This is a genomic window from Micromonospora sp. NPDC023633, assembly GCF_040640035.1.
Lineage (GTDB): Bacteria > Actinomycetota > Actinomycetes > Mycobacteriales > Micromonosporaceae > Micromonospora.
Genome location: NZ_JBFABB010000163.1, coordinates 1 through 12,404 on the forward strand (window position 1 = coordinate 1; position 12,404 = coordinate 12,404).

Below are 12,404 nucleotides of genomic sequence, written 5' to 3' on the forward strand. Positions count from 1 at the left end.
CCTGGCCACACCGCTGCATGGACCGCCGATCCTGGCCCAAGCCGACACCGCGCTCATCGAACTGCTCAGGAGGTAGCCGCCCGAGCCAGGCCGACATCGACCTCTCCGCCGACGCGATGACAGGTTGCTCCACCGTCCACCGGTCGAACTCGTGAAGACCAGGACCAGGGAGCGCCGGCGATCCTGCCTCGCATTCAGGACCGTCGAAACACCCGACGTAGTGACAGCTGGCAGATCTGGAGCGCTTGACGCGGGATCAAGAGACCACAATGCCGCTTCATACAGGTCCCCGTCCGCTACCAGCGCCGCTGCGATGACCACCTGGCCCTGTCCGCATAATGCCAGGGATGACTGGCGACCGCGTGATGTTGGACGGTTCGTGGCCCTTTCAGGAACGCGTCCGGCATCTGCGCGATGCCTGGGTCCGGGACGGACGCGGTCGTGCCTTCCTGGTCACCGGCAGGGCGCTCTTCGCGGTGTACTGCTGGAGCTTAAACAACAAGATCGGCGACCCGACGGCTCCGGCGTACGATGCCGAGCTGGCCGAGTTCGTCGCCGCCTCGTACGAACTCAATGGCGGGTCCGTCGGCTGGAACGCCATGCTCAACAGCCGCGAGACCTGTTCCACCTGCCATGATTCGTACCGGCTGGAGAACCTCGGGATCTGCACCGGCTGCATGCGATACACCTGCTACGGCTGCGGCGACCATGAACGCTGCACCGGCGAGCTGCTTTGATCGCGAGGCTGTCGGTCAGGCAACCACTCTCATCGGCTACTTATGTACTGGTGCTACGACCGCAGCCCGGCCAGGCCTGGTCGAGGTGACCGGCGGGGTAGCTCTCTCATCGGCTGCCCACCGCGAGTTGGTGTGGCTCTCATCTGGCATGCGTCCTGCCGGCCACCGAGGCTCAGGGGTCTTACCCAGCTCGAAGTAGCGCTGCCCTCCTCGGGCGGTGGATGTGTCGGCTCGTCGGGTCGTGGCCATGGCCGTCATCATCGGTGACCCGCATCCGCGCCAACCATGGATCTAGCGAGCTGTGTGGAGCGGCTGTGCCGATCGGCTCGGGGTTGGTGAGTTGTCGAGCAGGGCGCCCAGTGCGGCGGCGGACTCGTCGGTCAGGCGATAGATGCCCTGGAGGCTGACGGAGCGTTCGAGACGGCCGTCGACGACGTACTTCAGGGTGCGCTGGTCACCGCGCCGGTTGCGCCAGGTCAGCGTGCCGAGCAGGTCACCGGGAACGGTGACGTCGAAGCGGATCGGGGTGGCCTCGACATGCACCGGGACCGCTCCGCACCCGTCCGCACCGAGCATCGCCCAGGCGTGGTGGCCCGGATGGGCCGGATCCCCCCAGGTCACCGGGGCGCTGCCGCAGCAGTCGCGCCGCTGCTTGTCGACGACGCGGAGCCGGCTCACCACGTGCAGCACGCAACGGTTGACGTGCAGCGCGAAGACGGAGTCGCCGACCCCGACGCTGGTCCAACTGGGCAGGGACTGGTGCACCCCGCTGAACGTCACCGGAGGCCGCTCGCCGACCCGGTGCCTGCGCAGCTCCCGGCAGACGTCCTGGGTCCACAGCGCGGTGAAGGCAGCCGACATGGTCGTGATCGTAGGAGCCCCGACCGACAGTTATCGGACATGACGCCGTCGGCCGGAACCGGACCTCGAAGTCCCTCCCCGCGCTGTGGACAGAAGTTCCACCCTCACCTGTTACCTTCGCACCTTCCAGACGTGGAAAGGGTGGCCGCAGTGGAACGCACCACGGCCTACAACGACTCCTGGTACCGGCAGCCCGACCCGGTCGAGCGGGAGGATGGCCGCCGGCTGACGAACCAGCATTGGGTACGCGTGGCGGCGGTGTGGCTGCTGGCGACGTGGTCACCGAATCAGGCTGCCGGCTGGTCGTCGACGATGGTGTCCGGGCGGACCAGGTCCCGCCGGGATCAGCAGTGGCCAGAGCCGCCGCCGTTGACGGAGATCGCGGACGCCGCCGGCCTTCCGGAGGTCACCGGCGCGACGGTGCTGACCAGTCGGGTGTCGGTCGGGCCGGGACGGTCCTACGAGCCCGTGCGCACCGACGAGGAGGTGGCGACCGAACTCGTCAGCCTGATCTCGGCCGTGGTGGGGACACCCGACCGGCGCACGGAAGTGCTGGTGCGGTTCCTCGCCGACGAGCTGGCCGGCCCGTACGCCGATCTGCTCCGGCTGACCACCGACAGCGAGCGGCCGGAGGAGGCGGGCCGGCCGGAGCCGCTGCACCTGCTGCACCGCGACTTCGACGGCAGCACCCTGCGGGTCTCGCTGCATCCGGCTCCGGAGCTTCGACAGCCGCCGGTCACCGACTCCGATGGCGCCGACGCCGCCCTGCGAACCCGGCTGGCCTGCATCATGACGTTGCTGAGCGACCTGCTCTGGGTCAACAACAACAGCCCGGTCACCTTCCGGTTCCGGATCGGCCGGCTGGACTCCGGGGACGGCGATCCGGTGGCCGCCGCGGCCCGCTGGTGGGTCGAGAACCGCGAGGACGCGGACGAACACGACGAGGAGGCGTTCCGGCCCGTGCCGGCCGCCGACCTGCGTTCCGGTCTCCGCAATCTGGTACGCATGCACCTGAGCGTGCTGTTCGACGGGAGCTGGGACGGCATCGACGAGTTCCCGGAGCTTCCGGCCGACCACCTCGCGACGTTCCTGGGCGACGACCTGATCGATCTCGTCCTGGCCCGGATGGGTGCCGACGCGCACATCGGATACGCCGGCCTGCTGCCGACGACCTGGCCACCCGACGACGAGGACTTCGAGGAGGAACAGACCACCGTGCTGCTGGTCGATCGGAACGAGGTCGCGGTCCTGGAGATCGACATGACCTGCTGAACCGGTCAGGCGGGCGAGCCGGAGAACGGCCGGCGCGCTGAGCGGGGTGCCACGGCCCGGTCGTGCGGCAGCCGCGACCGGAGTACGGTGTCCGGTCGCGGCTGCGCCGGCGACAGCGTCAGCGCTGCGGCAGTGGCCTGACCAGGGTCGGTGCGCCCGGCGCCGGGACGATCGTCGGCACCCGGGCGGCGGCGGCGGTCCGCGCCGCGACGGCGCTCTCACCAACCAGTGCCGTGTTCAGGAACCTGCCGACCGCCTCGCCGATCGGGTCCGGCGCGCCGGGCAGCGCATAGTGCGTCACGTTCTGGGCGAGGCTCACCTGCCGCCGACCGTCCGAGGTGTGCAGCGAGATGGCGCTGTGCCCGAAGACCAGGCCGTCGTGCCCCCAGACGTCGCCGGTGGGCCAGGTCATCCGGTAGAGGCCGAGCCCGTAGCCGGCGGCCTCCGGCTGGGCCGGGTCGAACGGCACGGTGGTCTTCATCGCGGCCAGTTGGGCCGGGCGGAGCAGCCGGCCACCGAGCAGCGCCCGGAAGAAGGTGTTCAGGTCGGCCATGGTCGAGACGAGCGCCCCGGCCGTCCAGGCCCAGGACATGTTGCTGACGCTGAAATCGCGCAGCTCGCCCTCGTACCACGGCACGTAGCCCCTGCTGTGCGGGCCGGCGATCCGGGGACGCAGGCCGGGGAAGTACGTCTGCCGCAGCCCGAGCGGCCGGAGGATCCGCCGGTGCACCTCGTCGGTGGCGGACCGGCGGGTGACCCGCTCGATGATCAGCCCGACCAGGATGTAGTTGGTGTTCGAGTAGGAGAATGCCGCGCCCGGTGCCCCGGTCGACGGCTGACCGAGGCCGGCCCGGACGAGTTGGCGCGGCGTGAACGTGGTGGACCGGTGCCGCTCGATGTCCTCCGGGGTGGCGAAGATGACGTGGTCGTAGTCGCTGATCCCGCTGGTGTGGTCGAGCAGCATCCGGACGGTCACCCCGGCGACCGCGAACTCCGGAAGGTACCGGCCGATCGGGGCGTCCAGCGCGATCCGGCGCTCACCGACGAGTTGCAGCAGCGTGGCGGCGACGAAGGTCTTGGTGATGCTGCCGACCCGGTGCTGGAACCCGGGCAGCACCGGTCGACCGGTCGTCACGTCGGCCACCCCGCTGGCGCCCCGCCACCGGTCCCGTCCGTCCCGCGCCTCGGCGAACACACCGGGCATGCCGGCCTCGGTGATCGCGCGCAGGTCGGCGGTGAGCGCCGCGTCCGGCAGCGACCCGGCGGGCGGACGACCGGCCGCGAGTGCCGGGCCGGCACCGGCCAGCAGGGGCGTCGCGAGTGCCGTACCGGTGGTGGCCAGCAGGAAACTGCGGCGTGACAGGTGCATATCGCCTCCCGTGTGACGTAACTGCTGCTCATGGTGCCATCGGCCACCAACCGGAAACGTCGGTCTGCGGACCCATATCGGCCTCCCCACCGGGGATGACCCGGCCTCCGACCCACGCGGGAGAATCCGTCCGACCAGCGACGGAATTCACCGACGCCGATTCCACATACGGTGCCGGTCCATGCGACCGCCGAAGCTGTCCGTCCTCATCCTCGCCGTCGTCGTGCCGACCACCGGCACCGGTGCCGCCTGGCGGCCCAACCCGAGCTGGCAGCTCACCGAGACCGGGGTGACCTCCCGGCTGCGCGGGCTCGCCCCGGTCGACAGCCGGGGCGCCTCGGCCAGCGGCAGCGACAACACCGTGCTCCGCACCGTCGACGGAGGACGGAGCTGGCAGCGAGTCGGCCCGACAGGCGTGGAACCGGTGCCCCAGTTCCGCGACATCGCGGCCTTCGACGGGTACCGGGCGGTGATCCTCTCCATCGGCTCCGGTGGTGAGTCCCGGGTCTACCGCACCGACGACGGCGGCCGGCACTGGACCGAGACCTTCCGTAACGAAGACGAGCAGGCCTTCCACGACTGCCTGGCGTTCTTCGACGACCGGCGCGACCTGGCCCTCTCCGACCCGGTCGACGGCCGGTTCCGGATCCTATCCACCGCCGACGGTGGCCGCTCCTGGTCCCTGCTGCCGGACGCCGGCATGCAGCGGCGCTGCCCGGCGAGTTCGCCTTCGCGGCCAGCGGCACCTGCCTGGTCACCGCCGACCACGGGGCGGCCCGGACGGCATGGTTCGCCACCGGCGGCGGCCCGTCCGCCCGGGTGTTCCGCACGACGACCGGGGGCTCACCTGGCGGGTGACCGGGACCACGGTTCCGGGCGGCGCGACCGCCGGCATCTACACCCTGGCCTTCCGCGACTTTCGGCGCGGCGTCGCGCCCGGCGGCGACTACCTCATTCCGACCGCCGCCCCGGACGGCGCGGCGGTCAGCCGGGACGGCGGTCGGAGCTGGACGGCCACCGGCAGCCAACCGCGGGAGTACCGCTCCGGCTCGATCACATCGGCGGCCAGCCGGTATGGCTCGTCGCGGACGACCGACACCGACGCGTCGCCGTATTGCCTTAAACGCGCACTGCGAGAGGTGCGGTCTGTAGGAAGACCCCTCACCTCCTTAATGGCCTTCTGCGAGTCCCACGCCGTGGCGATGGCGGCCGTACGCTTCGCGCCCAAACCGCGCGCCTCGACGAGCCGGCCCAGTTCTTCCTCGATGATCTGCAGCGCATCCGTGCCGAAAAGTTTCGACGATGCGGGCGGCGGTCTTGGGCCCGATGCCCTTGATCAGTCCGGAGCCGGGATAGCGTTTTGATGCCTTGGACGGTGGCGGCAGGATCGTCGTGTACGACTGGACCTCGAATTGCAGCCTGTACTTCCGGTGTCATCCCCAGCAGCCGACCATTCACAGGCTCTCGCCGGCTGCACACCCAGCAGGGACCCACCCCGGTCAACATGCCGGTGCCGGAGCCGGCTGGTGGCGACGAGGGCGATCGTGTAGCCGGTCTCCTCGTTGACGTAGACGACCCGCTCGAGCAAGCCTCGACGACCGTTCCGTGCTGCCAGGTGCGGGGGTGGCCGTCATCGGAGAAAATGATTCCAGGGCGGCCGCCTGGCGAGAGTGGCGGCCGAGCACCCGCCGGCCGGCCGACCGCGGGCCCACCGGTAAGGTGTTCGACGGTCCGGAGTCGGCGGCGGTGAGGGCATGGCGAACAACGGTGGACGGGACGAGTCGGGCCGGTCCTCGCGACCGAGGGTTGCTGTGGATGAAGATCGCCGACCCGGATCTGCCCCTGCCGCACATCACGGACCGCACCGACGTCCGCGTCCTGCTCCCCGCTGATCCGCGGTTCACCGTCCTGGCGGACAAGCTCGCCGCCGAGGGTGCCGAGGTGCGGCGAGTCCCGTACCTCGTCGAGGACGAGGCCATCCGCCGCCTCCCGGACGATCCGTCTGAGCGGTCGCTCCAGTCGGTGACCTACCCGTGTGCGCTGCTGCGTGGCCCCACCCGACGGCCGAGCCGGGCGAGCGGCGCCGCCGCGGTAGCCGCGCGGGACGCCTTCGCGCTGATGTGGCAGGCGTACGACGGCGCACCATCACCGGATGCCGGCCCAGTCGCCACCAACGGCCTGCTGCCGCCCACCCTGTCCCCTTTCTTCCCGTACCCGACATTCAACCCGGCCCAGGCACAGGTGCTTCCCGCCATCCTCGACGGCGACGAGAACCTGCTCGTCGTCGCACCCACGGGAGCGGGCAAAACGGTGATGGGCATGGCCGCCGCGCTCAAGAGCGTGCTCCTGCGGCGCCGGAAGGCGGTCTGGCTGGTACCCCAACGCTCGCTCACCGATGAGCTCAACCACGACCTGGAGGCCTGGAAGGCAAAGGGGGTGCGGGTCGAACGCCTCTCCGGCGAGTACGCCGTCGACGCGGACCGGATGCGGGAGGCCGATCTGTGGCTGGCGACCACTGAGAAGTTCGAGGCCGTCTCGCGCAGCTCGGCCCTGCGGGAGGCGCTGGCGGAGGTCGACTGCTTGATCGTCGACGAGATCCATCTGCTCGGCGATCCCGCTCGTGGTCCCACGCTGGAGGCAATGCTGGCCCGGATGCGCGACGCCCAGCCGCCGATCCGGGTGGTCGGGTTGTCGGCCACGGTCGGCAACGCGGAGGAGATCGCGGTCTGGCTGCAGGCCCGGCTGCTGCACTTGACGTGGCGGTCCAGCCGGCTGACCTGGCAGTTGCCCGCGGTCGCGGCGCACGCCGACTGGAACGTGACGGACGCCACGCGAGGCCGGCTGGCGACCGTGATAAGCCGCCTCGTGACCGCCGACGGCGGCAGCGTGCTGGTGTTCTGTGGCAGCAAACGCAACGTACGCCGGACCGCGCTGCTGCTCGCGGCCAGCCGGGGCGTGGACACCACCCGGGTCAGGCCGGACGATGCGGCGCAGGTGCACATGGTGTGCGGCCAGGCCGGCGTGGGCCTGCACTACAAGGATTGGCCGTACCGGCGGGAGACCGAGGCGGCCTTCCGCGCCCGGCAGTTCGACGTCCTCGTCGCCACGCCGACCGTGGCCGCCGGGGTCAACCTGCCCGCGCGCGCTGTCATCGTCCGCGACACCCAGGTCGGGCTGGACGGCTTGGACGTGGCCACCGTCCAGCAGATGTTCGGCCGCGCCGGACGGGTCGGCGCGGGTGAGGACCTAGGTTGGGCGTTCCTCATCGTCGACGACGGCGAACGGCCGGCCTGGCAGGCACGGCTGACCGAGGGATACGTGGTGCGGTCACAGATCCAGTCCAGCCTGCCCGACCATGTCCTCGGTGAGGTGGTACGGGAGGAGGTGACCTCGCGGACAGCGGCTGACCGCTGGTGGGTCCGGACGCTGGCCCACCAGCAGGGCCGTCGCAGCCTCGGTCCGCTGCGGCAGGCCATCCAGTTCCTCGCCGACGCGGGCATGGTCGCTGACACACCGGCAGACGCCGGGAGTGACCTCGAGGAAACGCTCCTTGCCCCGACCGACCTCGGCCAGCTCACCGCACGGCTCATGGTCCCGGCCACGGTATGCGACCACTTGCGCCGGACGTTGAACGACCTACCGGTACCCGCCAGCGCCGCCGAGGCCGAGCGCGCGCTCATCCGTACTGTCGCGACGCTGGTGCCCAAGCTCGCGCAGGTCGCCGTGCCCGAGGATGCCAGGAACGCGGTCGCCGGCATCATCAACTCCGGGGTCGTGCCGACCGGCCCGCCGGCGGAGCCCGCGGCGGCAGCGACCGGCCTGCCCGAGCCTCAGCGCGGCGACCTGGCCCAGGCTGCCCTGCTCGCGGTAGCGAACGCGCCGGAGCTGTTCGGCGAGAGCGTCACCACTATCGCGGGCATGCCGTACGCCGCGATCTATCCCATCCTCGAGGACGCTCCCCGGTACCTGCACTGGCTCGCGAGCCAGGGCCTGCTCGGCACGGTCCACCCGTGGGTCGCGGTGGTCGCCGGAGACCTCGGCCGCCGGGTCAGGTGGCGGCGCTGCCGGCCGCCACGCGGAGCGGGCAGGCTCCTGTGGATCTGCGAGCTGATGGCCACGCCCGTGCATCTGGCCGACGCGGTGCCTGAGCTTTGGCACGCGGCCGTCGGCAACGGCCACACTGCGCCGGACTGGCCGCCCGGCAGGCCGCCTCGCGCCTGCCGGTTGCCGGAGAGCGCCTACCGGAAGCTGCTGTACGAGCGGGCCACTGGATGCGCGATCGCGGTCTCCGGCCGGGACGTCGTCGCGACCGGTCCTTCCGGCGCGGTGGTGACGGTCTGGGCCGGCCGCACCCACCGCGCGGAGCCGATCCGCCGGGGCACGGCGGGCACTACCTTCCCGCCCGGGGACGGAGACCAGGGCGTCGTCGTGTTCACCTGGCGGGGCGACCATCGCGCGACGGGATGGCTCGGGGAGTACCGGGAAATAGGGGTGGGCTCCGTCGAGTAGGTCCACCTAGTTGTAATGCCCTGGAGCGTTGTTGACGCGGCTGATGGGTGGTTTACCGCCGAGTGAGGTGTGGCTGCGATGGTAGTTGTAGGTGTGCAGCCAGACGGGTAGGGCGTCGGCGCGTTGTTGGTTGCTGGTGAAGGGTTGGGCGTAGGCCCATTCGTCGGCCAGGGTGCGGTTGAAGCGTTCGGCTTTGCCGTTGGTCTGTGGCCGGTAGCGGCGGGTGAAACGGGCTTGGGCGTTGAGGTCGGTCAGGGCTTGGCGCCAGGCGCGGCCGCGGCGGTAGGCCAAGGCGTTGTCGGTCATGACCCGTTCGATGCGGTCGATGCCGTGAGTGGCGAAGTGGGCGGCGGCGCGGCGGAGGAACCCGGCGCAGGTGTCGGCCTTCTCGTCGGGGTGGATTTCGGCGTAGGCCAGGCGGGTGTGGTCGTCAACCGCGCAGTGCACGTAGTCGAAGCCGACTCGGGTGCTGCCGCGGGCACGGCGGTATTCGATGCTGTCGCGGCCGTGGATCCGCCAGCCGCCGCCGTCGCGGAGTCGGCCGAGTTTCTTGACGTCGACGTGGATCAACTCGCCGGGACGCCGGCGTTCGTAGCGGCGCACAGGCTCGCCGGTGGGTCGGTCGAGCCAGGCCAGGCGGCGCAGGCCGTGGCGGGTCAGCACTGCGTGCACCGTGGATGCGGGCACGCCCAGCAGCGGGGCGAGGCGGCGTGGGCCGAGTTTGCGGTCTTGACGCAGCTGGCAGATCGCCGCCTCGAGCGTGGGCGGGGTCTTACCGGGTAGGCGGTGGGCGGTACTCGGGCGGTCGTGCAGGCCCGCATCCCCTTCGGCCCGCCATCGAGCCAGCCACTTGTAGCCGGTCGCCCGTGAGCAGCCGAGTTCTTTGACGACGTGTGCGACGGGACGGCCCTGGCGGATGACACGCGCGATGAGTAGCCGCCGGCCGTGCACGGTCAGCCGGGCATTACGGTGGGCCATGAGACCTCCGGTTCGGTAGTGGGCGTCAGCACCTCACACCTCGCCGGAGGTCTCATCTCGTATCAAGCCGCCACGCCGTCAACAACGCTCATGGTCACTACACCTAGTGCAGCCCCGCAGAAGTCCTGTCAGGGTTGGGTTGGTCTGGGCGGGATGTCTGCCAGGTGTACCCGGCATGCGCAGTCGAGGATGTCGGTGAGGGTGCCGGTCAGGGATCCGTCGGGCAGGACGGTGTCCTGGTAGGAGTCGGTGGCCGGGTCGTAGAGGGCAAAGGTCCAGTCGTCCGGGGTGCCGAGATAGCCGATCCGGCACAGGGCGACGGTCTCCTCCGGGGCGTTGAGGTCGGTCTCGTCGTCGTCGAGGTAGCCGATGACGTAGCCGTACCCGCCGCGCCAGCGCACCTCGACCCCGCCCAGCTGTGACCAGTGCAGCTCGGCGCGGTGATCGAGGTCGGCCGCGGTGTCGTCCTGACGCGTCGGGTGGGCACCGGCATGCCCGCCAGTGTGCCGGTCGCGGGTCCGGCCAGCGACCGGCGCCCGGCCGCATCGACGGGTGGTGGCCGGGTTGGCATCATGGCCGCTCGTGCCCCGAATGCGCGGCCACGACACGGTTCGCCTGTCCGTCACCGCCGTCGCCATCTCAACCACCTGATCCGCTGCTCCACCGCCCCGGTCCGCGAGGTCCGCCGCGCGAGAATCCTGTTACTGGCCTGGAAGAAAACCCCGAATCAGACGATTGCCGCCATGCTCGGCTGTGCTGTGGCCACCGTGCGCCGCACCCGGCGTGACTGGCGTGCCCGGGGCATGAAGGCCCTGACCGACCGGCCCCGCTCGGGCCGGCCCCGGCTCCACGACCTCGACGTGCGGCTGCTGATCGCGGCGACCGCGACGAGCGACCCACCGGACACCGAATCACAGTGGACCCATCAGGGGATCGCCGAGCACCTGGCGCAGACCCGCAGGATCCGGATCTCGGCCAGCCAGGCTATCGATCTATTTTTTCAGGTCGAAGTAGCCGGCCAGGCTCCTATTGGATCACCACGCCACGTCCAGTAAGTGCGCGAGCACCTCCCACCGGCGGAGGCCGACAAATCGCGGAAAGGACCCCGAGGTCAGTCACCTGCTGGGTCAACTCCGAACAGGTTGGTGGTCCCCCACCCGAGTCAGGATTCGGTGGCTCAGCAAAGCTGAGCCCATTGAGCTCGCTTAGAATTGATTGAGCTCGGGAGGGCCACATCTACTTTGACCCCCGGTAGTCTACGAAGGCTGGGCGCTCCTCGGGCGAGTGGGAGAACCAGTCATTGACCGCCAACGCGCTCACCGAAGCGTATTGGTCGGTTATTTGTACATGATTTCCTGGCACATCTGCCAACGTGACTGTGGTGGCGTAGCTCCAGGTGAACATCCAGTCGTTATTGTCTGCCGGTCCGCTGATCCGTTCGGATGCACGGACCTGGAGCGTCGGTATCTCGATTTGCTCCGCAGGCCACCACTGGAGGGAGAGGTAATGGACCATCGCGAAGACCCAGCTGTCATCGCCGTCATCGCCAGTCCGCCTGAGTCCCTCAAAAATCTGCTTTCGCCACAGCGGCCCGTCCTCCGATACGGTTTGAAGGTCCGCCTGCGAGGGTGCGTCGAGCAGAATGACGCCAGCCGGCGCCACGCCCATCCGCGCCAGCTTGGCAGCAACCCGGTGGGCGATCAGCCCACCGCTGGAGTGGCCGCCCAGTGCGAATTCTTCGCCGTTCGCGTTGTCTCGGATGATTGTCTCGGCGTACGCGAGAGTCATCGCCTCGATGTTCTCCGGCAGTTTCTCACCGGCATGGAAGCCGGGCGGGTGCAACACCGACACGTCACGGGTGCCTTGGAAGGCCAACGCCAGCCGCGCATATTGGAAATTGGCCGGGGCTACGTATGGGGTGAAGAGGTACAACTTGGGCTTGCCGTCGCCGGTGGCGACCCGTGTGGGAGGCCGGACCGCCTCGTCGGCCGTGTCCACACCGAACGTCTGGCGGAGCTTCGCCAATCGCCCGATCACGTCGGAGAACTCGTCGTGTCTGCCGTCGACCTCGGCCTGCATGTACATCTCCGCGAGGTTCGACACTCGAACGGCTCCCGAGCCGGCCGATTCGGCTCTGGTACTGCGGTCGCTGCCGGCACTCACGGCGGAGGCCAGCTTGTTCATCAGATGATCGGTCAACACCTCCGGGGTGGGATGGTCGAAGACCAGCGTGGCCGGCAACGACAGGCCGGTCGCGGTGGCGAGCCGGTTACGCAGCTCCACCGCGGTCAGCGAGTCGAAGCCGAGCTCGCGGAACGCGCTGTCCGGGTCGATCGTCGCTGGGCCGGGATGGCCGAGTACGACCGCGGCCTGTGTCCGTACCAGTTCCAGGACTGTCCGTTGGCGTTCCTCGACTCCCATAGCGGCCAGCCTGGCGGCCAGGTCCACCCGCGCGTCGGTTGTGGTCGCCGCCCGGCGGGTCGTGCCACCAGCCAGCACCCGCCACAGCGGCGGCACACCACCGGCCCCGGCTCGACGTAGCGCGGCCACGTCCACCCGGATCGGCACCAGCTGTGGCCGGTCGGTACGTACTGCCGTGTCGAACAATGCCAGGCCCTGCTCGGGGGACATGGCAAGGATGCCGTTGCGTCGCATCCGGTCCAGGTCGACCTCGTCGA

At 69.9% G+C, this 12,404-nt stretch carries 10 protein-coding genes and 1 pseudogene; 5 read left to right on the forward strand and 6 right to left on the reverse strand.

From position 1 onward, the window contains the following. Positions 1-347 precede the first annotated feature (347 nt). Positions 348-737 (forward strand): hypothetical protein, encoded by a 390-nt coding sequence (locus AB0G13_RS31105; RefSeq protein WP_357882110.1) that lies wholly within the window; start codon positions 348-350, stop codon positions 735-737. Positions 738-1,028: 291 nt separating this feature from the next. Here AB0G13_RS31105 and AB0G13_RS31110 read toward each other — a convergent pair whose 3' ends face one another. Further along, positions 1,029-1,598, reverse strand: coding sequence for a hypothetical protein (locus tag AB0G13_RS31110; RefSeq protein WP_357882113.1), 570 nt, complete (start codon positions 1,596-1,598; stop codon positions 1,029-1,031). A gap of 150 nt (positions 1,599-1,748) precedes the next feature. Between AB0G13_RS31110 and AB0G13_RS31115 the strand changes: the two genes are divergently transcribed. Then, positions 1,749-2,870: a hypothetical protein gene (locus AB0G13_RS31115; RefSeq protein WP_357882116.1), complete on the forward strand. Its 1,122-nt coding sequence runs from the start codon at positions 1,749-1,751 to the stop codon at positions 2,868-2,870. Positions 2,871-2,988: 118 nt separating this feature from the next. Here the strand turns inward: AB0G13_RS31115 and AB0G13_RS31120 are convergent, their stop codons facing one another. Next, entirely contained in the window at positions 2,989-4,074 is a 1,086-nt protein-coding gene (locus tag AB0G13_RS31120; protein ID WP_357882131.1) for a serine hydrolase domain-containing protein, read from the reverse strand. A 346-nt stretch (positions 4,075-4,420) separates the two neighbouring features. Here AB0G13_RS31120 and AB0G13_RS31125 point away from each other — a divergent pair, with 346 nt between their 5' ends. After that, positions 4,421-5,362: a hypothetical protein gene (locus AB0G13_RS31125; protein ID WP_357882134.1), complete on the forward strand. Its 942-nt coding sequence runs from the start codon at positions 4,421-4,423 to the stop codon at positions 5,360-5,362. Here AB0G13_RS31125 and AB0G13_RS31130 read toward each other — a convergent pair. Continuing rightward, positions 5,294-5,854, reverse strand: a pseudogene (locus AB0G13_RS31130) (ATP-dependent RecD-like DNA helicase); the annotation flags it as partial. The gene AB0G13_RS31125 and the pseudogene AB0G13_RS31130 overlap by 69 nt on opposite strands. Before the next feature lie 8 nt (positions 5,855-5,862). Here AB0G13_RS31130 and AB0G13_RS31135 point away from each other — a divergent pair. Beyond that, a complete protein-coding gene (locus AB0G13_RS31135; protein ID WP_357882118.1) occupies positions 5,863-8,748 on the forward strand; it encodes a DEAD/DEAH box helicase in 2,886 nt (961 codons plus the stop codon). Positions 8,749-8,754: 6 nt separating this feature from the next. On the opposite strand, the gene AB0G13_RS31140 is transcribed toward AB0G13_RS31135, so the two are convergent. After that, complete coding sequence (locus tag AB0G13_RS31140) at positions 8,755-9,726, reverse strand: IS481 family transposase (protein WP_357882120.1); 972 nt, start codon at positions 9,724-9,726, stop codon at positions 8,755-8,757. A gap of 128 nt (positions 9,727-9,854) precedes the next feature. Continuing rightward, positions 9,855-10,127, reverse strand: a complete 273-nt coding sequence (locus AB0G13_RS31145; RefSeq protein ID WP_357882122.1) for a hypothetical protein — start codon at positions 10,125-10,127, stop codon at positions 9,855-9,857. Between the two features lie 24 nt (positions 10,128-10,151). Between AB0G13_RS31145 and AB0G13_RS31150 the strand changes: the two genes are divergently transcribed. Continuing rightward, positions 10,152-10,781: a helix-turn-helix domain-containing protein gene (locus AB0G13_RS31150; protein WP_357882125.1), complete on the forward strand. Its 630-nt coding sequence runs from the start codon at positions 10,152-10,154 to the stop codon at positions 10,779-10,781. A 181-nt stretch (positions 10,782-10,962) separates the two neighbouring features. Here the strand turns inward: AB0G13_RS31150 and AB0G13_RS31155 are convergent. After that, a partial coding sequence (locus AB0G13_RS31155) for a thioesterase domain-containing protein (protein WP_357882128.1) occupies positions 10,963-12,404 on the reverse strand: 1,442 nt, incomplete at its 5' end.

What these genes read in the sequence shown, in the direction of transcription:
- AB0G13_RS31105 (WP_357882110.1), top strand. Translation starts at nt 348, where the DNA reads ATGACTGGCGACCGCGTGATGTTGGACGGTTCGTGGCCCTTTCAGGAA.
- AB0G13_RS31110 (WP_357882113.1), bottom strand. Translation starts at nt 1,598, where the DNA reads ATGTCGGCTGCCTTCACCGCGCTGTGGACCCAGGACGTCTGCCGGGAG.
- AB0G13_RS31120 (WP_357882131.1), bottom strand. Translation starts at nt 4,074, where the DNA reads ATGCCCGGTGTGTTCGCCGAGGCGCGGGACGGACGGGACCGGTGGCGG.
- AB0G13_RS31125 (WP_357882134.1), top strand. Translation starts at nt 4,421, where the DNA reads ATGCGACCGCCGAAGCTGTCCGTCCTCATCCTCGCCGTCGTCGTGCCG.
- AB0G13_RS31140 (WP_357882120.1), bottom strand. Translation starts at nt 9,726, where the DNA reads ATGGCCCACCGTAATGCCCGGCTGACCGTGCACGGCCGGCGGCTACTC.